This window comes from Paraburkholderia fungorum (assembly GCF_003610895.1).
In the GTDB taxonomy this organism is placed as follows: Bacteria; Pseudomonadota; Gammaproteobacteria; order Burkholderiales; family Burkholderiaceae; genus Paraburkholderia; species Paraburkholderia fungorum_B.
In genome coordinates this window covers 1-20,460 of record NZ_MCAS01000004.1, presented here as the reverse complement: position 1 = coordinate 20,460, position 20,460 = coordinate 1, and the positions used below count along the sequence as shown (strand labels likewise).

The following is a 20,460-nucleotide window of genomic DNA, read 5'->3' as shown; positions in this document are numbered from 1 at the left end:
GATCATCCTTGTTTGTGTTTCAGCGGCAGCACCCGTACCGGGTCGCCTGCCTTGACGTCGAGTGCGGCCGCCTCGGCGGCGCTCATGCGGAACACGCCGTCTTGCGGCACGCCCGCAGCCACGCCCACGCGAAAATCGCCCAGCGACGTGTTCGATACCAGCGAACGCGGCGCATCCTGCGGCGCGCCCGCCGGCACATCGGCAATCTCGACTGGCACCAGCACGCTTTCACGCACGGTGCGCAAGTCGGCGATATGGCATTCGAGCACCGGGCCCGCATCGAAGATATCGACGTGATTCTCGTAGCGCAGCCCTTCGGACTCGAGCATGCGGCGCGCCGGAATCGTGTCGTTATGCGTGAGACCCACGCATTCCTGCGCTTCTTCCGGCAGCAGTTCGACATACACCGGATAACGCGGCATCAACTCGGCGAGAAACGCCTTGCGGCCGTGCGAGCTCAGATAATCCGCCGCGTTGAAATCGATCTGGTAGAAATGCGAGCCCACGGCGCGCCAGAACGGCGAGGTGCCGTTCGCGTCAAAATGGCCGCGCAATTCCGCGCACAGGCGCTGTGGAAAACGTTCGCGGAACTGCGCCAGAAACATGAAGCGCGAGCGCGACAGCAAACCGCCGACGCCGCTCGTGCGGTAACGCGGGCTCAGGAACAGCGAACACACTTCGGCGTAACCCGTCAGGTCATGGGAAATGTTCAGCGCGCGCATGCGCGTCCAGATGCCGAGGTCCTGGCTCGCGTGCACCACCGTGCTCACGCGGTAGTTGTAGAACGGTTGCTGCAAACCCACCGAAGTTTCGATCCCGCATACGCCGGCCACGTCGCCGGTATCGGTATCTTCCATCACGAAGAAATAGCCGGCTTCGTGCGGTTCGGCCTTGTCTTCCATTGTGCGGCGCGCCCGTTCGACGCGCGCCGCGAGGGCATCGCGATCCGGCTTGAAGGTGGTGAGACCGGGGCCGGTCTCCTGCGCGAGCCGCATGAGCGCGTCCACATCGCCTCGTTGCACAACGCGAACGACGATCATTGTGCGTCTCCCGAAAGTACTTCCTGATGCGGTTGATGCAGCGGCACGCAGCGTACCGTGTCGCCTTCCTGCACGCCGAGCGCGGCACGCGCCGCATGCGACAGTGAAGCGCCGCTTGCCTTCCCCTCGGGCAAGGTATCGAGCACGCAGCGGAACTCACCGTCCGCGCCGTTATGCGCGATCAGATGCGTCGCGCCGCCAGCTGCCGCGCCCGCCTCCCGCACCGCCCGGGTTTCATTGCGCGTCACGCAGGCGCTGCGATCCACCTGCGCGGTCAGTACCGGACCCGCATCGAAAATATCGATGAAGCGGTCCGTCTCGAAGCCCTCTTCGAGGTGAATCTCATACGCGAGCAAGGCCTTCGAATCCGGCTCGCCGAGCACGCGCTGGGCCGCCTCCGGCAGCAAGGGCACGTAGATCGGATAGGTCGGCATCACCTCGGCGATAAAGGTACGGCTGCGGCCGCCCGATTCGATTTCGATGTCGGCGAAATTGCGGCCGAAGAACTTGCGCCCCACCGCTTCCCAGAACGGCGACACGCCTGAGTCGTCGGTCACGCCGAGCAGCAGCGAGAACACCTCCGGCGTGAAGCGCTTACGATTGGCGGCGATATACATCATGCGCGAGCGCGACATCAGATGCGCGGCCGCATCGCCGCGCAGCGACGGGTCGATGTAAAAACCCGCCAGCCGGCTCTTGCCCGTCAACTCGTGCGACATGGTCAGCGCGTGAATCTTGCGATTCACGTGCAACTCACGCGACGCATGAATCAGCGCGTCGTTGCGAAACGCGTAGAACGGGTCCGAATAACCGGCCGCGGCGACGATACTCGCCGTGCCCATCAGCTTGCCGCTCTGCGCATCTTCAAGCACGAACAGATAGAACTCCTCGCCCGGAAAATCGACGTCCGCGCGAAACGAGTCTTCCGACAACGCGACGCGCGCTTCGAGCGCATGCCGGTCGTGCGGCAGCGAATGCAGCACCGGTTGCGCGGTGCGCGCCATGTGTTCGAGCGCGTCGAGATCGGCGAGGCGGCCGGGGCGTACGAAGAGCATCATCGTTCCTGTTGAATGTGACGCATGATCATGCAGTCAGTCTGTGCCGGCGATCAGTGCGACGCCGTTTCGGCTTTCGCGCCGACGATCTCTTCGATGGCCTTCGCGAGACGCGCGAAGCCTTCGTACATATCGTCGAGCGGCATGATCAGCGACGGCACGAAACGCAGCACGTCGGGACCCGCCATCAACATGATCACGCCATGCTGACCCGCAGCCGTGACGAAATCTTTTGCGCGGCCTTTGAACGCATCGGTCAATTCAGCACCGATCAGCAGACCCTTGCCACGCACTTCCTTGAACAGGCCAAAGCGTTCGTTAAGCTTCGCGAGTTGGCCCTTCAAGGCTTCGCTGCGGGTACGCACGCCTTCGAGCACCTTCGGATCGCTGATCAGCTCGACCACCTTCTCGGCGATCGCCGCACCCAGCGGATTGCCACCATAGGTCGTGCCATGCACGCCAACCTTGAAGTAGGCTGCCAGTTCGTTGGTGGTCAGCATCGCGCCGATCGGGAAGCCGTTGCCGAGCGCCTTCGCGGTGGTCAGGATGTCCGGCGTCACGCCGGTGTCCTGATACGCGTAGAAATAGCCGCTGCGGCCCACCCCCGTTTGTACCTCGTCAAAAATCAGCAGCGCGCCGTGCTCGTCGCATGCTTCGCGCAGCGCCTTCAGGAACGCCGGATCGGCCGGGATCACGCCGCCCTCGCCCTGAATCGGCTCGACGATCACCGCGCAGGTTTGCGCGCCGATTGCCTGCTTCGCCGCCGCGATATCGTTGTACGGCAGATGGGTGATGCCGGCCGGCACCGGGCCGAAGCCTTCCGAATACTTCGGCTGGCCGCCGACGCTCACGGTGAAAAACGTGCGGCCGTGGAACGACTGCGTAAACGAGATGATTTCGGCCTTGTCGGCGCCATGACGGTCGAACGCGACGCGGCGCGCGAGCTTCAGGGCCGCTTCGTTCGCTTCCGCGCCCGAGTTGGCGAAAAACGCGCGGTCGGCGAAGGTCAGGTCTTCGAGACGTTTGGCCAGACGCAGCACCGGTTCGTTGGTGTAGCCATTACCGATGTGCCACAGCTTGCCGCCCTGCTCATGCAGGACTTTCAGGAGTTCAGGATGCGCATGACCGAGCGCGGTGACGGCAATCCCGCCGGCGAAGTCGATATAGTCGCGGCCTTGCGTATCCCAGACGCGTGAGCCGAGACCGCGATCCGGCACGAACGCGGCGGGCGAAAACACCGGCACCATCACTTCGTCGAAAGTCTGGCGTGTCACAGTCAGGTCGTTCATGGCAAATCCTCGTTACAGGTGAGAGGTAATACACGTAGTGTAGGAAACCGCAGGCGATACGTCTTGCGCATACGCGACGCTTTCTATGAGCTTCCGGGCGAATCGCTCACGCGTGGGCCGCAAACCGCGCGTTTTCCGTATGCCTTGCGTGTGCGCTTCGTGTGCGCTGCGGGTACGTCTTGCACACGTTTCGAGTACGTTTCGCGCACGTCCCGGCCAGCCTAGTCCGCCTCGCCGGGCCGTTCGATCAGCGCGGCCGGCCGCGGCTCACTGGCTGCGGCGCCGCTCGCACCGGTCTGTTTGTCGATCCAGTTACGACGATCCTCGCGCGGTGTGACACCAAAGCGTTCGCGGTAAGCATTCGAAAAGTGCGCCGCCGACGAAAACCCGCACGCGAGGCTGATCTGCACCACCGATTTGCTGGTGCGCTGCAATTGCGTGCGCGCTTTCGAAAGCCGCAGACCAAGATAGTATTTGGACGGCATCGAGCCGAGATACTGGCGAAACAGCCGTTCCAGCTGACGCCGCGACACGCCGACAAGACCGGCAATGTCATCGGTGGTCAGCGGGTCTTCGATATTCGCTTCCATCAGCATCAACGCGTCGTTCAGGCGGGGATGCCGCTCGCCCGGCGCGGTCACGAACGGAATGCGCTGCCGCTCGTCGCCCGCGCGCAACACGCCCACGCCCAGCGTATCGGCAATCCGGTCAGCCAGCTCCGGCCCATGATCGCGGCCGATCATCGCCAGCATGAAGTCGACGGTTGCCTGACCGCCCGCGCAGGTGGCGCGATCACGGTCGATTTCGAAGATCTGCTGAGTGACGATCGAGCGCTCGAACTGCTCGGAGAACTGCTGATAGGTTTCCCAGTTGACGCTCACGCGATAGCCGGACAATTGCCCCGCCATGGCGAGCCACCAGACACCATGATGAATACCCGTGACGAGCGGCGTGCGCTGCCCGACCCGCGAAAGACTTGCGAGAAAGAGCCGATAGTCGGCGAACTGCTGGAACCGTTCGCTGACGATGATCAGCCAGTCGCACGTGATCGCATCGCCGAAAGCCGCATCGGCCGGCCATTGCGCGCCGCCCGACAAGGGCACCGCGCGGCCGTCCCACGAACAAACCTGCACGCGGTAGAGCGCGCGGCCGTCGATTTCATTGGCGAGATTGAGCGCGTCGACGATCGGCCCGACGCCCGACATCGACACCGGCGGCAAGGCGACGATTGCGACCTGCGTCGTGCGTGCCGGGTTGGACGTGCGAGCCATCACTGATCGGTACAACGCGAAACGCGCGAGCCGCGCGTTACTTCAGGCTGCCGGACAGGAACTGCTTGAGCCGTTCGCTGCGCGGCGTGGTCAGCACTTCCGCGGGCAAGCCCTCTTCTTCGGTGCGGCCCTGGTGCAGGAACATCACATGGTTCGACACGTTGCGCGCAAAACCCATTTCGTGCGTGACGACGATCATCGTGCGGCCTTCTTCGGCAAGCTTCTGCATCACCTTCAGCACTTCGCCGACCAGTTCGGGGTCGAGCGCGGAGGTGGGCTCGTCGAACAGCATCACGTCAGGGTCCATGGCCAGCGCGCGCGCAATGGCCACGCGCTGCTGCTGACCGCCCGACAGATGCGACGGATACTGCTTTTCCAGACGCGGCGCGAGGCCCACTTTCTCGAGGTATTCGCGCGCCCGGTCTTCGGCTTCGCGACGCGGCAAACCGAGCACATGAATCGGCGCTTCGATAATGTTCTCGAGCACATTCATGTGCGCCCACAAGTTGAAGTGCTGGAACACCATCGCCAGCTTCGTGCGGATGCGTTGCAGTTGCTTGTGATCGGCCACTTCCAGATTGCCGGCGCGGTCGGCCTTGGTCTTGACCATTTCGCCGTCGACGACGATCTGCCCCGCGTTCGGCCGCTCCAGAAAATTGATGCAGCGCAGGAAGGTGCTCTTGCCCGACCCGCTCGCGCCGATGATGCTGATCACGTCGCCCTTGTTCGCGTTCAGCGAGACGCCCTTGAGCACTTCATTGTCGCCGTAGCGCTTGTGGATGTCCTGAACGGCGAGCTTGCAAGCTTCGGTTTGAGTCGTGTGGAGCAAGATGCTCTCCCTTTGAAAATACGGATCAATCTACATGACGGCGCGAAACGGGACGCGCCGCTCAATCGAAACACGCCTGCTCAGTGCGTACGCACCGCCAGGTAACCCAGCCAGTGGCGCTCGGCGCGGCGGAACAAGGCCACCAGCGCGAACGACACCACAAGATAGATCAGCGCCGCGAGGCCGAACGCATCGAACGACTGATAGGTGGCGGAATTCGCGTCGCGCGCCACCTTCAGGATGTCCGGCACCGTGGCCGTAAAGGCGACCGTGGTGGCGTGCAGCATCAGGATCACTTCGTTACTGTACAACGGGAGCGCCCGGCGCAGCGCGGACGGTATCACAATGCGGCGGTACATCGTGAACCAGCTCATCCCGTAGGCGCGGGCTGCTTCCACTTCGCCGTGCGAAGTCGAGCGGATCGCGCCGGCGAAAATCTCGGTGGTGTACGCGCAGGTGTTCAGTGCGAAGGCGAGAATCGCGCAGTGAAAACCGCTGCGGAAGAAGGCGTCGAGCAACTCATGGGAGCGCACGAATTCGAGGCTGTACATGCCGGTGTAAATCAGCAGCAGTTGCACATACAACGGCGTGCCGCGAAACACGTAGGTATAGAGACGCACGGGCGTCGACAGCCAGCGTTTCTTCGATACGCGCGCGACCGCGAGCGGAATCGCGAGGCAAAAGCCGATCCCGACCGATGCCACCAGCAGCCACAGGGTGACGGCCAGACCTGAGATACGCTGACCGTCCCAGTAGAGGAACGCGCGCCAGAATTGATTGAGGATGTCGATCATGGTCTTAGAGCTCCGCGTGGCGCACGCCGATCGAATAGCGCTTTTCCAGCCAGATCAGCACGAGGTTCGACGCGGTGGTGATCGCCAGATAGATCAGCGCGGCGATCAGAATGAAGAAGAACATGTTGAAGGTGCTCTTGCCGGCGTCCTGCGCGGCTTTGACGACATCGGCGAGACCGATGATCGACACCAGCGCCGTGGCTTTGACCAGCACCTGCCAGTTGTTGCCGATGCCGGGCAACGCGAAGCGCATCATTTGCGGAAACAGGATGCGCGTGAACACGCGTGCGCCGCTCATGCCGTAGGCGCTGCCCGCTTCGAGCTGACCGCGCGGCACCGCGAGAAAGGCGCCGCGGAAGGTTTCGGTGAAATACGCGCCGTAGATGAAACCGAGCGTCAGCACGCCGGCCACGAACGGATCGATATCGAATTGCGGCAGATTGAGCGCGTCGGTGAGATTGTTGACGGCGATCTGGATGCTATAGAAGAGCAGCAGCATCAGCACCAGATCGGGGACAGAGCGGATCAGTGTCGTATAGCCGGTGGCGATTGCCCGCAGCGGGCGGTTGAACGAGAGTTTCGCCGCCGCGCCCGCGAGGCCGAGCAGCACGGAGGCGGCCAGCGACAGGACGGACAGCTCGATCGTCTGGATCGTGCCGGCCAGCAACACCGGACCAAAGCCGTAAAGGAACACGCGTGTCTCCATCCAGGTTTCATTGAGGATGTCATGGATGGGGGCGGGTCATGCCTGCCCGACTCATCCGGCATGGCGCGGAGTCTCGCAGGCGGAAATTAATTTCTCAAAGGGATGGGGAGCGCATGCTGCGATGCAGCAATGGGCCGTTTGCCACGGCTGCCCGCTTGCAGGGCTTGGTTTTGTGGGGGGTATGGGTTTGTAAGGTGTGGGGCGCGTTGCGCGCGCTGGGGCGATTTAGCAAGTTTTGAGTCGCTTTTTTGATAGGCGGTGGACTGGTTGTTTGCCTGCTCGGCGATTGTTTGGCTGTTTGCCTACGGTGTTGGGGTTTCGGTGTTTTGGCTGCTTTCGGCTTTGGTTGCTCCGGCTTCTTTGGCCTTTCCTTGATTTCTTATTGGTCTATTGGCGTTGCCCCTGTGCGGGGCGGCACCTACTTTTCTTTGCCTGCCGCAAAGAAAAGATAGGCAAAAGAAAGCGGCTCAAACCGCCAGCTCATAAGCGGGTCCCCCGCGCAGCCACGGTAGTGGTGCATCTGGAATCTGTGCCCTCGCACACTCCGCGCAAGTGACAAAGCATTCATCCGCTCCCACTCCGCACTGCGTGCGTCGCGGATGGGTCTGCATGGGAAACCAGGGGGGTCGTTTCGCGTAGCGGGGGCCATCGGCTTCGCCTCGGCGATGTGTCGAAAAACGCGCTGGTTCTCGAACCGCGCTTCGGCGCGCGCAGCGCCGCCGGAAGTATGACACCCTTGTCACGAGCGCCGAATGTGCGAGAACACAGATTCCAGATGCACCACTACCGTGGCTGTGCGGGGGACCCGCTTATGGGCTGGCGGTGTGAAGCCGCTTTCTTTGCTTATCTTTCTTTGCGGCGGCAAAGAAAGTAAGTGCCGCCCCGCACAGGGGCAACGCTAATAAACCAATAACACAGCAAGGAAAGGCCAAAAAAACCAGAACAAGGAAAGACCAATGCCATAGGCAAACAGACAAAACAAGCGCCGCGAAGGCCCACCCCAGCCTGGACAGGCAAAAAAACCTTCACCCAATCCCCAACCGAGCCCGAATCGCCGGCAACATAACCTCCACCGCCGCCCGGCCCTCTTCAATAGCCGGCCCAGCCCGATGAAAATCAAAAATCCCCATTCCCCCCAGCCGTGGCTGAATCAGAATATCGGCCGGCTCGCCAGCCAGGCGACTCCGCGTAATCCGCACCTGCATGATGTCGATACTCTGCGCGATCGAGCTCAGCATCGAAGGCACACGCGCACTCGGCGCCGGCGGCACACGCACATCGTCGGAAACGCGCCCTTCAGCAGGCGCCAGCCAACGTGGCCAAGGCTTGCCGTTACGCCGCAACGACCCCGGCGGCGGCCCAGCCGGATCGAGCGCGGGCGTATCAACCACCGCACTGTCAAAATCGCGGCCATTCAGAATGTCGTTGTTCAGATCGACAGCAATCACACAGTCCGCCCGCATGCCGCGCGCCACCGAAACCGGCACCGGATTGCTCAAACCGCCATCCACCAGCCACACGCCGTTGTGAAACACCGGTGTGAAAATCCCCGGAATCGCGATCGAAGCACGCACCGCGTCGACCACGCTGCCGTCCTGCAACCAGCTCTCGCGCCCCGAATCGAGCTCGGTAGCCACCGCCGCAAACGGCATGTTCAACTGGGCAATCGAGCAGCCGTTGAATTTGTCCGCGAATAACTTGATCACCTTGCGCCCGCCAAGCAATCCGCCCGATAGCCGCAGATCAAGCAGCCGCACCACCGTCTGCCAGGTGAGCCGCGAGACCCACTCCTCCAGCCAGTCGAGGTCGCCATTCGCGTAGATCGCCCCCACCAGCGCGCCGATCGACGTGCCGCACACCACATCCGGCTTGATGCCCGCATCGTGCAACGCGCGAATCGCGCCGATATGCGCCCAGCCTCGCGCCGCGCCGCCCCCCAACACCAGCCCGATACGGCTGTACCGACGTCGATGTATCATTTTGCCTGCCTTTTATCGGCTATCGCCCACGTATCACATCCGAGCGCGATGTCGTGTACACCTTCTGATATTGATCGAAGTGCACGTTGAAAATGCCCTCTTCGGTCACGCCCCGCTCACGCCACTTCCAGCTCCACACGGTTTCCGGTTTCAGCGGAAACACAGCAATCTGACCAGGCTTGCCGAGCAGGCGCCGCACCTCGTCTTCGGTCATGCCCACGCGAATCTTCGCGAAGTTGTCGGCGGTCAGCACCTGGGTGATCGCCTGCAATTTGCCGTCACGGTCGATATCGACCATATACGTGTTCAGTCCCTGCGGGCCGCGCGGATATTCGAAACGCTTCGAGCCGTCGGTAAATGTACGCTCGGTTTCCGGCTTGCCCATCTGCTCGCGGACCTGCGCCTCGGTGGTGATCCCCGGCGTCATATTCTTGAGCAGTAACGCATCCGGCTTGACGGCGTTGAAGAAGTCCTTGAGTTTTTGCACGGCGCGATCGCTCTGTTGGTCGTCGCAACCGGTCAGCGCGACGCACGCGGCCAGCATGGCGACAGTAAGCAGTTTCAGGCTCACAGCGAGTTTCCTGTACGGACGCGCAGCGGTAATTTCGCCCGCGTCCCGTTATGTAGGGTCTACTACAGGATAACCGCGCACGGAAAAAACCGCGAGCGAGAGCGGCACGGGGTCCAAAGCCGTCGTGCGGTGTGATGTTCTGGCTGAGGGGCGAAACCCGTGAAAACGGGCGCCACACGCAAAAAAGCGACGCTGTGCAAAGCGTCGCCAGAATCGCCGGGTACGGCCGACAGGGTTAGGCGCGGGTCAGACGCGAGATCAGGCGCAGGAGCTGGCGCAAACGTGAAAGCGGCCAGCCAGCCGCCTGAAGCGAAGCACCGTGGACGGCGCGCAGCGGTCCGTTTCCGGGCGAAGCGGCGAGAGACCTTGGCCTCTAACCTTGCGCCATCGCCGGAATGGCAGACCGCTGCTTGTCTGGCCGCCCTGGTCCCTCGATAAGCCTTACAGGTGCAGCTAATCTAAACGGATTGGCGGATTTAGACGAGTGCGCGTTTACACCAAATCGGCAGATGATTCGCCCTGCGCCGCGCCGTCGGCGCAGCCGGCTTGTGTGCCGCCTGTGTGTGGCTTATGTGTGGATCGCACGCCCCTTGTCACGCGCGAACCCACGCCGCGAAACCCGCGCGCCCCGCCCCCTGCAGCACCGAATCGTTCTGAGGCGTATGGATCCGCGCGCACAGCACGTCGCGATAGTGGCGCTCGAGCGGATTGTCACGACTCAAGCCGGGATTGCCGCTCACCTCGACGGCCAGTTGCACGGCCTCGATGGCCTGATTCGTCACCGTGTATTTGACGAGCGGCGCTTCGTCGAGCGTCACGCGTTCGGCATGCGCGCTTGCGTCGAGCAACACGCGATTGCTGAACAGCAGCGCGTCGATGCGGCCGAGCGTCTGCTGGAACGCGGGCAGGCTCGCGAGCGGCGCGCCGAGACTGCCTGGTGTGCGCCCGGCGGCCCATTGCGCGAACCAGTCACGCGCGGCCCGCGCGACGCCGTCATACACCGCGGACAACAGTACGCTCATCCACGCAAAACCGAGCGGGTCGAGTCCGGCACTCGGCGCGCCGGGCAGATGAACGTCAACCGCATGACTGGCTGGCACCAGCACGTTGTCGAACACGAGTTCATGGCTGCCCGTGGCGCGCATGCCGAGATGATTCCATTCGCTGCCGACGCGCACGCCGGGCGTATCGCGATGCACCAGCCACACGCCGACGCGCGGCGGGGTCTCGTCGCTGCGCGCCCATACCGCGAGCCAGGTGAGACCCGGGCTGCCGGTGGAGTACAGCTTGCTGCCGTCGATGATCCAGCCATCGGCACTGCGCTTCGCGATAGTCGACGGCAAGCCGCCGCGTGCCGGCGAACCCAGTTCGGGTTCCACACGCAGCGAGTTGATCAGCGCGCCGTCGTGCACCGCGTCGCGCGCCACGCGTTCGCGCAATTCGGCGGGCCAGTGCGGATTGCCCTGCAAACGATGATGAAACAGGTACTGCATCACCAGCACCAGCGCGGTGGAAGGCTCGCCGCGCGCCACCGCGCGCACCACCTTCAAGGCCTGCGGCAAGCTCGCCCCCGCGCCGCCGAGCGATGCGGGCACCGTCAGCGAGAGCAGATCGAATTCATGCAGGCGTGCGAGATTGGCATGCGGAAATTCCGCCGTGCGGTCGTAGTGAGCCGCGCCGGCTGCGAACTCGTTCGTGAGCCGCGCCAGCAAAGCGTCGAACGCATCGCTATCGAGCGGTGGATGACGGCGTGTCACCGCGCTTTCGGCAATCGGGGCATTCATACAAGGTCTCCAGGAAAGCGCGCCGGCATCAAGGCAAAGGGAAGCTGCGATCGAAGCTCGCGCGAACGTCGAGATGCGCACGGATCACGTTGGCGGCTTCATACGTATCGGCCGTGCGCTGCTGTGCGGTGACGACGCTGTCGTCGATCGCCACCGGATGCACCTGGCCACGCTGATAGACGGTTTTCAGCACATCGGTCGGCAAGCCTGTGACTTTCGATTGCATCGCCGCCACTTCGTCGGGATGCGAAAGCGCCCAACGCTGGCCGATCGCCACGCGTCGCAGGAAGTCCGCAAGTTGCGGGCGTTTGTCCGCGATCGCGCGTTCGGTCGCGACCTGGTAGCTGAGTCCCTCGGAAAGGCCGACACCGTTCGCGATGATGCGATCGTGATCGCGCGCTTCGCCAAGTGCCGTGTACGGGTCCCACACCGACCATGCATCGACGCTGCCCGACGCCAGCGCCGCCTTCGCATCGGCGGGTGCGAGGAAGACGAACGAGACGTCACTCAGTGGCACATTGGCCTTCTTCAGTGCCGCGAGCGCGAGATAGTGGCCGATCGACCCGCGCGTGGTGGCGATGCGTTTGCCCTTCAGGCTCGCCGCATCGTTCAACGGCGAATGTACGCCGACGACGATCGCCAGATCCAGCGGATTCGACCGCGTTGCCGCAACGGCCCGGACGCGGGCGCCGGCCGCGAGCGCGAACACCAGCGGTGCATCGCCCAGACCACCGACATCCACGGCGCCGGCATTCAGTGCTTCGCCGAGCGGTTGCGCCGCTGGAAAGTTGAACCACTCGATCCTGTACGGCAGGTCTTTCAGTTGACCGGACGCCTCAAGAATGCCGCGCGTTTGCAAAGACTGGTCGCCGACTTTGAGCACCGGCAGATCCGCGGCATGAGACTGCGTTGCGCTCACGGTCGCGCACAAAGCGAATATTGCCGCGCCGAGCGGTTTGGACAACGCGCGTTGCAAGACGGATAGGGTTGATAAGGTGAACAAAGATGAGCGGGAAGTCTGCATAGCGGCGATAGCGTCGTGGCATCCGGATGATGTGCCATCGACGATAAGGCACCCATCTGTATAAGACAAACGCATTATTCTGCTAAGCAAATATGCGAATTTTCTTGAGCACCCGCGCATGCGCGCGCATCGATACGGGTATCATCGGACGCACAAAACGCTGCATCCATAGCGCACTCATTGAGCCACCGTTCATCATGAAGATCGACGAAATCGACGCATACGTCACCGTCATTCGCTGCCAGTCGCTGCAACAGGCGGCCCTGTCGCTCGGCCTCACGCAACCGGCGATCACGCGCCGCCTGCAGAACTTCGAGGAGGCGCTCGGCGTCGAATTGCTCGACCGCAACACGCGTCCGCTCAAGGCGACCGCAACCGGCCGCATCGTCTACGAACAATGCCGCGTGATCCAGCGCGAACTCGACGTGCTGCGCGAAATCGTCGCCACCGACACACCTCCGGTCGGCACGCTGCGCCTCGGCGTCGCGCAGACGATTGCCGATATCGCACTCACCGACGCGATGCGCGGTCTCAAGGCGGCCTACCCCGATCTGCAGGCGCGGGCTTCAACCGGTTGGGGCAGCCAGCTGCTGCAACGCGTCGAACAGGGCGAACTCGACGCTGCCGCGATCCTGCTGCCGAGCAACAAGACCTTCGGCGAGACCTTGTCGGCGCGCTCGCTTGGCCGCATCAAGCTGGCGGTGGTCGCGCAGAAAGGCGCGTTGAAAAAGCGCGCGCATACGCTGGCGGAATGTCAATCGATCGGCTGGGTGTTGAATCCGGATGGTTGCGGCTTTCGCGACGGACTGCAACGCGCGCTGACGGGCCTGGGGCTCGCGCTCAAGCTCAATCTGGAAACGCTCGGCACTGAACTGCAATTGCAACTGGTTGCCGACGGCAACGGCCTTGGACTCGTGCCGTTGCCGCTGCTGCAGGCGAGCACCCACGCAAACGCGCTCGACATCGTCTCGATTAGCGACTTCAAGCCGCTCATCGACATCTGGCTCGTGCACCCGCGCGTGCTGGGCAAATTGCAACAGCCGGTCGAGCAGTTCGGCGCGGCAATCGAGCGGCAATTCAAGGAAGCGCGTGCACAGCGCGCGGCTTGAGCCACGCGCTGACTTTGCTTGCTTCGGCTGATTCGTCGGCGTAGCCCGCCTCACCTGCTTCGCTCAAGCTAGCGCCTCAGAGCACGCGAAAACCATGCGTGCCATCGCGCCCAAGTTGAGCGACGAGCCCGTACTCCCATTCCAGATAGGCGTTCATCGCTTCGCGCGCGTTATCGGTTCCCTCATACGGGCGACGATACCGATCGATGCGCGGCGATGCCAGACGCGTCTCACCGCTTTCAACGGCGAGACCCGCTTCGATCCACGCGCTCGTGCCTCCGCTTAGCACCTGCACGGGCTTACCCGTCAACGCCGCCAGCTCAGGCGCGGCGAAGCGCGCAAGCAGACTGCTGCCGCAGGTCACCACATAACGTTGCGCCTCCGGCAGCTTGCGCAACGCCTGCTCGAGTTGCCCACGAATCGCGAACCACGCGCCCGGAATATGGCGCTTCACATAGTTGGCGCTGGTCGTGAAATCCAATACGGCCGTGCCCGGCGACTGCAGGAGCGCTGCCAGTCCAGCGGGTGAAATCTCATCGACTTCGGGCGGCGTGGGCGCATAGCGCGCCGCGGGTGCAGGGCCTTTCTCGGCGAAGTCCGCGTTGCTCAAGCCGTCTACGACATACACCTCGATGTTCATCTGCGCGAGCCACGAGGCGGTCATGTTCGCGCGCACGCCGTCGTTGTCGGCAAGGATCACGCGCGCGCCGCGCACGGGCGCGAACATGTCGGTCTCCTGCACAAGCTGGCCGCCGGGCGCGTGACGAAAACCGGGCACGTGCCCCGCTTCGTATTCCTCCGGCGTACGCACGTCGAAACGGTAGACGGTGCGTACCGCTTCGTCGGCCCAGCGGCGCGCTTCGTCGCGCGAGGTGCGTGCCACCCTCGCGCGATCGGCCACCTCGCGCGCGGAATCGGCGGCGGCGAGACGAAGCGTGTCATCGACGATCGGCTCGAAGCGGCGCGAGCTGCCGTGCGCGAGCGCCTGGCCCGCAAGCGTCCAGCCGATGGTGCCATTGCGCAGCGCCGCAACCGGATTCGGCACACCTGCGTTGATCAGCGACTGCGCGCCGATGATGCTGCGCGTACGCCCCGCGCAGTTGACGACAATCCGCGTGGCGGGGTTCGGCGCGAGTTGCCGCGCGCGCAGCACCAGTTCCGCGCCCGGCACGCTGACGCTGCCGGGAATATTCATGGTCTGGTATTCATCGAAGCGGCGTGCGTCGAGCACCACCACATCGGCTTCGTGATCGAGGAGCGCCAGCACCTGTGGCGCGCCAAGAGACGGCGTATGGCGTTCGCTTTCGACCAGTTCGCCGAACGCCTTGCTCGGCACGTTGACGTCCTGGAACAACTCACCGCCCGCCGCGCGCCAGCCTTGCAAACCGCCGTCAAGCAGCGCGATGTCGGTATAGCCCAGCTCGCTCAGACGGCTCGCGGCACGTTCGGCGAGCCCTTCGCCGTCGTCGAACACGACCAGCGCCACGTCGCGGCGCGGCAAGCGCACCGGCGCGTCCAGTTCGAGCCGCGACAGCGGCAGATTGGCCGCGAACAGCGGATGGCTGCGCGCGTGCGGATCTTCCTCGCGCACATCGACGAGCGCGATTTCCTCGCGTTCGAGCAGTGCGCGGCGCACGTCTTTGAATGAGCGGGTACGGAACTCTTTAGCGAAACTCATGAGATCAGGGACTCCTTCGAGACATTCCAGATATTCGGCAACACGTCATTCGAATAACCGGAGATAAAAGTTTTGCGCCCGCCGCCCGCAGGATAGACGGAACGCGTCACTGCGCCAATATTCCCACCGTACACGTGAATGCTGATCGACGTACGGTCGCCAAAAGCATTACTCACGCGATGGATATCGCCGATGTCTGGCGACACGGCATCCACGGCGCCGGTATCGAGGCGCTTTGCGGCGCCCTCTTCTTCCAGCGCGCCGCCTGACGTGATGCGATATCCCTGAGCAATTTCCGCACCACGCAACACGCCGATCAAACCCCATACGGTGTGATCGTGTACCGGCGTCGACTGACCCGGTCCCCAGACAAAACTGACGATTGAAAAACGCTGCCGCGAATCCGCGTGCAGCAGGAATTGCTGGTAGCGCTCGGGATCGGGTTGCGCGAAGGCGTCGGGCAACCAGTCGTCGTGGGCGATCAGTTCGCGCAGTGCGGCGCCGCCCGCTTCGAGCAGATGGGCTTCGGGGACATGTTCGTCGACGAGCGATGCAATCCGGCCGACGAACGTGCGCAGCCGGTCCGGCCTCAGGGTTTGAGTCATCGAATGATCAGAAGGTAGGGTGGCTTGATCCGATTACGCCTGGGTACGTTCGGGTACGTTCATGGGGTACATCCGGTTACGCACCGCGGGCGAGCGCGGCGTTGAAGGTGTCGGTCCACAACGGTGCAACGTCGACGTGCCGGTCGATTACCGCCGCACGCGCGAAGGTGTCGGCAACCTGCTGCTCGCTCGCGATGTCCGCTGCCGTGACGCCGGTCACGCGGCATGGCTGGCTCTGGTTGCGATACAGCGAGCGGATCGCCTCCTCGGGCACGCGCAACTCGGCGGACAACACCTTGGCGTACGCATCCTGATGCTGGCCGAACCACGCGCAGGCGCGCTGCAGCCGCACCAGCAGATCCGCCGATGCCGCGCGCCGCTGCGCGTCGGCAAGCACCGACGGGTGACCGTAGTACAGGTAATTGCCAGACAGATAGCCGTTGGCGTTTTTCAGCACGCGCGCGCCCGCTTGCGAGATCGCGAGCGGCACGTTGTAGCCATAGATCGCCCAGGCATCGAGCGAACCGGCGTTGAACGCGGCGAAGCCGTCGCGCGGCGCAAGTGAGGTGGCCTGAATATCGTTGAACGAAAGCCCTGCCTCTTCGAGCATGCGCAGCAGGTAGTAATGCGTCGTGGTGGCGCGCAGATAGCCGACGCGCTTGCCCTTCAGCTCGGCGATCGAGCGTACCGTGGAACCCTTCGGGACCAGCACGACCTGATTGTTGACGTCGTCCTTATAGACGGCGATCACGCGGACCTGGGCGTTCTGCAGGCGCGCGAAGATCGGTGGAATCTCGCTACCCGAGGCGATGTCGAGCGAGCCGCCGTTCATGGCCTCGACCATGGCGTTGCCGGACTGAAACTCGGACCAGTCGATGGCGTAAGGCGTATCCGCAAGGCCTGCGGTTTTCAGCAGCGTGGCGTCGCCGCCTTTGTAGGTCGCGACGCGCAAACGGACCTTGCTGAGGTCGACGTGCGGATCGGCTTGCTCGCCGGCAGCCGGCGTGGCGCCCATAGCGGCAGTCGAAATCAGTCCGGTGCCTGCCGCGCCGAGCAACGCGGCCGCCGGCAGCGCGGACACGAACCGGCGGCGCCGGAGCGAAACCGGCGAATCGAAACGTTGGGTCATCTTGTGGGGCCGTTCAGGTGAGGACGTCAGGCTCGGCTTCGACCAGCCCTTCCAGCAGGCTCTCGAACGCGAACAGCGCGCCGCCCGGGCGGCCTACCTGCTCGTGCGTGAGCGTGGCGATATCGTGCGGGATGGCCTGCGGCGTGCCGGCGGCTTCGGCGAGCAATTGCGCATGGCAGGCGTTATCGAGCGCGATATACCACCAGGCCGCCGCCTCGACGCTCGGCCCCGCCGTGAGAATGCCGTGATTCTTCAGGATCACCGCTTTGCGCTCGCCCAGCGCGGCGGCGATACGCGCGCCTTCATCGGTATCGAGCACGACGCCGCGGAAGTCGTCGAACAATGCGTGGTCCTGATAGAACGCGCACGAGTCCTGCGTGAGCGGATCCAGCGTGCGGCCGAGCGTCGACCATGCCTTGCCGTACAGCGAATGCGTGTGCGCGGCGGCGACCACGTCGGGGCGAGCCTCGTGAATCGCCGCATGAATCGCGAAAGCAGCCTGATTCAGCGGCCCCTCGCCGACCACGATCTCCCCTTCCGCATTCACCAGCAGCAGATCGGACACACGGATACGGCTGAAATGCTTGCCGAACGGATTGACCCAGAAGTGATCGGGCCATTCCGGATCGCGCGCGGTGATGTGGCCCGCGAGACCCTGATCGAAGCCATAGCGCGCGAACAGGCGAAACGCCACGGCAAGCCGTTCTTGCCGGTAGCGCCGTTCTGCCGCGATGCTTTCACGCGGCGGAACCTCGTCGAACCAGAATTTGCGCAGCGGCGCGTGGCGCTGAAGCGGCGCTGTATCCGGCGTGGTGTGCAGTTTGGGGGCGCTTTGCGGCGCCGGGGTGTTTTGCAGCGCGGCGGACAGATCGGTCATCGCGGCTCCGTTCAGGCGGCCACGCGCTCGACGCGCGCGATCCGTTCACGGGTGGCCGGAATCAGTTCACGGCCGTAGTCGATTGCGTCTTCGAGCGGATCGAAGCCACGCACGAGGAAAGTCGAGACGCCGAGCGCGTAATACTCCGCGAGCGTGTCGGCGACCTGTTCGGGCGTGCCGACCAGTGCCGTCGAATTCGAGCGTCCGCCGATTTCCTTGGCGACGCCGGTCCACAGACGTTCATCGACACGATCCGATTCACCGGATGCCGCGAGCAGGCGCCGCGCACCTTCGCTTTGCGCCGGGCCGCCGACACCGAGCCCTTGCGCCGCACGTAACCGCCTGGTTTCTTCGAGGATGTGCTCCGCGCGCTCCCACGCGGCCGCCTCGGTAACGGCGAGAATGGGCCGGAACGACACGGAGAAGCGCACTGTACGGCCGTGTTTGGCGGCTTCGGCTCGTACACGGGCGACCTGTTCGCGTACTTGCGCTTTCGATTCGCCCCATAGTGCGTAGACGTCCGCGTGACGGCCGGCGATTTCGAGCGCGGGTGCCGACGCCCCGCCGAAGTACACGGGGATATGCGGTTGCTGCACGGGTTTCACTTCGGAGAAGCCTTGTTCGAAGCGGTAGTACTGCCCGTTGTGATCGAAGGGTTTCGTCTCGGTCCAGATACGGCGCAGGATGTGCAGGTATTCGTCGGTGCGGGCGTAGCGTTCGTCGTGCGAAAGGTAATCTCCGTCGCGGCGTTGTTCGGCGTCGTCGCCACCGGAGATGATGTGGACGGCGAGACGGCCGCCCGAGTAGTGATCGAGTGTAGCCAGTTGACGCGCGGCGAGCGTGGGCGCGACGAAGCCTGGGCGATGCGCGAGCATGAAGTGCACCGTGCTTGTGACGCTGGCCGCGTGGGCGACGGTGAGAAGCGCGTCGGGACTTGTCGAATGATGCGGCACGAGGATACGGTCGAAGCCCGCGGCTTCGTGTGCGCGGGCGAATTGTTCGACATAGCCGATGTCGACGACCGGACCTTGCGGTGCGTGGGTTTCAGACACCTTGCGGGTCTGGATCATGCCGATGAATTCGATGGACACGGTGTGTGTCTCCCTAAGTGGTGTTTTTTGCCCGGCGGGGCTGGGGCTTTTGCTGGGGGCTTTTCTTTGCTCCGTTCGAAGGGTTTAAGGTAGCAGCGCTACATGCGGTTGTTAAATATTGATCGGACATATCTATATCGGGTTTGCATGTAACGGGTTGGGGTTTTGTGCTGTTTGCCTACGGAGTTGGGGGGGGCTTGTTCTGACTTCTTTTGGTCTTTCCTTGTTTTGTCTGTGGTCTGGTTTGGTTGTGGTTTTGTGGTGTTGGCCTTTCCTTGATTTGCTATTGGTCTATTAGCGTTGCCCCTGTGCGGGGCGGCACTTACTCTTTGGCCTTTCCTTGCTTTGCTAGTGGTCTATTAGCGTTGCCCCTGTGCGGGGCGGCACTTACTCTTTGGCCTTTCCTTGATTTGCTATTGGTTTATTAGCGTTGCCCCTGTGCGGGGCGGCACTGTAGTGGTCCAATGGTCCTGGACACCTCTAAAGGGGATAATTCTCCAACTGAGGTGAGAGATGAGCAGACGGAACATAACTGACGAATTCAAGGCTGAAGCGGTGCAACTGGTGGTTGCCCAGGGCTATTCATTCTCCAAGGCCTGTGAGGCGCTGGGCGTAGGAGACACGGCCTTGCGGCGATGGGTTGCGCAGTGGCGGGCCGAACAGGCTGAGCCGCCGCGCACTGAGATTCAGGTCAAGGCCGACCAGCGACGCATCCGGGAACTGGAGGCGCGGGTGATCGAGCTCGAAAGGGAGCGCGAGATCCTAAAAAAGTCCACGGCCTTCTTCGTCAAGGAAATGGATCGCTCATCGAAGTGATCCATTCGCTGAAGAAGGCCTGGCCGGTGAGCGTGATGTGCGAGCTGCTGAAGGTGCCTCGAAGCAGCTATTACGCCGTTTCCACACGGCCCGCCAGAGTTGCTGCTGCGCCCGCGCTGCTCAAGGCGGTGCGCGAAATTCACGGCGAAAGCCGCGCCAGCTATGGCAGTCGCAGAATGGCTCAGGCCTTGCAGCAGCGAGGCCACGCGATCGGGCGTTACCGTGCCCGATCGCTGATGCGCGAGGCACAACTGGCGGTGGCGCGACGACGAACGCACCGTTATCGCAAGACTGACGGTGAAGCGCTGGTGGCTCCCAACCTGCTTGAGCGTCGGTTCGAGCCGTCGTCGATCAATCAGGTATGGGCGGGCGATATTACGTACGTGAGAACGCTTCAGGGCTGGTCCTATCTGGCCATCGTGATGGATCTGTATTCACGCCGTATCGTCGGCTGGGCGTTTGCGCAACTGCCCGATACGGTACTGGTTATCAGGGCTTTGCAGCAGGCGCGCGAGCATCGACGGCCGCCACCGGGCCTGATGTTCCACTCGGATCAGGGATGCCAGTACACCAGCGCGCACTTCGTGAACGAGCTGAAGGCAAACGGCATCATCCAGAGCATGAGCAGAAAGGGGAACTGCTGGGATAACGCGCCGGTGGAGCGCTTCTTTAGAAGTCTCAAAAGCGAATGGATCGACGATAAAGGGTACCCCGACCACGCATATGCGGAACGCGACATCGGGGCCTACATCGACGACTTTTATAACTACAGGCGCATCCATTCAGCGGCAGACGGTCTGCCACCGGCACGAT

Annotated in this window: 18 protein-coding genes; 2 read left to right on the top strand and 16 right to left on the bottom strand. The window is 63.2% G+C overall.

All coding sequences use genetic code 11. From position 1 onward, the window contains the following. Nucleotides 1-2: 2 nt before the first annotated feature. The 11 genes from astA to BCY88_RS05200 all read right to left on the bottom strand — a co-directional run bounded on the left by astA (nt 3) and on the right by BCY88_RS05200 (nt 12,342). Nucleotides 3-1,040 (bottom strand): arginine N-succinyltransferase, encoded by a 1,038-nt coding sequence (gene astA / locus BCY88_RS05255; RefSeq protein WP_120343248.1) that lies wholly within the window; start codon nt 1,038-1,040, stop codon nt 3-5. Further along, the gene (gene aruF / locus BCY88_RS05250) at nt 1,037-2,095 is read right to left on the bottom strand and encodes an arginine/ornithine succinyltransferase subunit alpha (RefSeq protein ID WP_120343247.1); all 1,059 of its coding nucleotides are present in this window, start codon (nt 2,093-2,095) and stop codon (nt 1,037-1,039) included. The genes astA and aruF overlap by 4 nt, the downstream gene beginning before the upstream one ends. A 53-nt stretch (nt 2,096-2,148) precedes the next feature. Next, nucleotides 2,149-3,384, bottom strand: coding sequence for an aspartate aminotransferase family protein (locus BCY88_RS05245; protein WP_120343246.1), 1,236 nt, complete (start codon nt 3,382-3,384; stop codon nt 2,149-2,151). Between the two features lie 221 nt (nt 3,385-3,605). Beyond that, nucleotides 3,606-4,655 (bottom strand): GlxA family transcriptional regulator, encoded by a 1,050-nt coding sequence (locus BCY88_RS05240; RefSeq protein WP_120343245.1) that lies wholly within the window; start codon nt 4,653-4,655, stop codon nt 3,606-3,608. A gap of 37 nt (nt 4,656-4,692) precedes the next feature. Continuing rightward, the gene (locus BCY88_RS05235; RefSeq protein WP_120343244.1) at nt 4,693-5,484 is read right to left on the bottom strand and encodes an ABC transporter ATP-binding protein; all 792 of its coding nucleotides are present in this window, start codon (nt 5,482-5,484) and stop codon (nt 4,693-4,695) included. 80 nt (nt 5,485-5,564) lie between these two features. Beyond that, on the bottom strand, nt 5,565-6,278 hold the full coding sequence (locus tag BCY88_RS05230) for an ABC transporter permease (protein WP_120343243.1): 714 nt from the start codon (nt 6,276-6,278) through the stop codon (nt 5,565-5,567). A 4-nt stretch (nt 6,279-6,282) separates the two neighbouring features. Then, complete coding sequence (locus tag BCY88_RS05225) at nt 6,283-6,972, bottom strand: ABC transporter permease (protein ID WP_120343413.1); 690 nt, start codon at nt 6,970-6,972, stop codon at nt 6,283-6,285. Nucleotides 6,973-8,009: 1,037 nt separating this feature from the next. Then, nucleotides 8,010-8,963: a patatin-like phospholipase family protein gene (locus tag BCY88_RS05215; RefSeq protein WP_120343242.1), complete on the bottom strand. Its 954-nt coding sequence runs from the start codon at nt 8,961-8,963 to the stop codon at nt 8,010-8,012. Between the two features lie 19 nt (nt 8,964-8,982). After that, entirely contained in the window at nt 8,983-9,534 is a 552-nt protein-coding gene (gene bamE, locus BCY88_RS05210; RefSeq protein ID WP_120343241.1) for an outer membrane protein assembly factor BamE domain-containing protein, read from the bottom strand. Between the two features lie 593 nt (nt 9,535-10,127). Next, on the bottom strand, nt 10,128-11,318 hold the full coding sequence (locus tag BCY88_RS05205) for an acyl-CoA dehydrogenase family protein (RefSeq protein WP_120343240.1): 1,191 nt from the start codon (nt 11,316-11,318) through the stop codon (nt 10,128-10,130). A 28-nt stretch (nt 11,319-11,346) separates the two neighbouring features. Further along, nucleotides 11,347-12,342 carry an ABC transporter substrate-binding protein gene (locus BCY88_RS05200; protein WP_120343239.1) on the bottom strand — a complete coding sequence of 332 codons (996 nt, stop codon included), beginning with the start codon at nt 12,340-12,342 and terminating at the stop codon, nt 11,347-11,349. Between the two features lie 197 nt (nt 12,343-12,539). Between BCY88_RS05200 and BCY88_RS05195 the strand changes: the two genes are divergently transcribed. After that, nucleotides 12,540-13,451 (top strand): LysR family transcriptional regulator, encoded by a 912-nt coding sequence (locus BCY88_RS05195; protein WP_120343412.1) that lies wholly within the window; start codon nt 12,540-12,542, stop codon nt 13,449-13,451. Between the two features lie 76 nt (nt 13,452-13,527). Here BCY88_RS05195 and BCY88_RS05190 read toward each other — a convergent pair whose 3' ends face one another. The 5 genes from BCY88_RS05190 to BCY88_RS05170 all read right to left on the bottom strand — a co-directional run bounded on the left by BCY88_RS05190 (nt 13,528) and on the right by BCY88_RS05170 (nt 18,831). Then, complete coding sequence (locus BCY88_RS05190; RefSeq protein WP_120343238.1) at nt 13,528-15,129, bottom strand: rhodanese-related sulfurtransferase; 1,602 nt, start codon at nt 15,127-15,129, stop codon at nt 13,528-13,530. Beyond that, the gene (locus BCY88_RS05185; protein WP_120343237.1) at nt 15,126-15,734 is read right to left on the bottom strand and encodes a cysteine dioxygenase family protein; all 609 of its coding nucleotides are present in this window, start codon (nt 15,732-15,734) and stop codon (nt 15,126-15,128) included. Before BCY88_RS05185 ends, BCY88_RS05190 begins: the two co-directional genes overlap by 4 nt. Nucleotides 15,735-15,810: 76 nt before the next feature. Beyond that, nucleotides 15,811-16,863 (bottom strand): ABC transporter substrate-binding protein, encoded by a 1,053-nt coding sequence (locus tag BCY88_RS05180; RefSeq protein WP_120343236.1) that lies wholly within the window; start codon nt 16,861-16,863, stop codon nt 15,811-15,813. A gap of 13 nt (nt 16,864-16,876) precedes the next feature. Beyond that, the gene (locus tag BCY88_RS05175; RefSeq protein ID WP_259461251.1) at nt 16,877-17,740 is read right to left on the bottom strand and encodes a class II aldolase/adducin family protein; all 864 of its coding nucleotides are present in this window, start codon (nt 17,738-17,740) and stop codon (nt 16,877-16,879) included. A gap of 11 nt (nt 17,741-17,751) precedes the next feature. Further along, complete coding sequence (locus BCY88_RS05170; RefSeq protein WP_120343235.1) at nt 17,752-18,831, bottom strand: LLM class flavin-dependent oxidoreductase; 1,080 nt, start codon at nt 18,829-18,831, stop codon at nt 17,752-17,754. 513 nt (nt 18,832-19,344) lie between these two features. Between BCY88_RS05170 and BCY88_RS05160 the strand changes: the two genes are divergently transcribed. Further along, nucleotides 19,345-20,460, top strand: a protein-coding gene (locus BCY88_RS05160; RefSeq protein WP_220669656.1) for an IS3 family transposase whose coding sequence is annotated in 2 segments (ribosomal slippage) — nt 19,345-19,603 and nt 19,603-20,460 — 1,117 coding nt annotated over the 2 segments. Because the reading frame shifts where the segments join, the coding sequence is not laid out codon by codon here. This gene is flagged as partial in the annotation.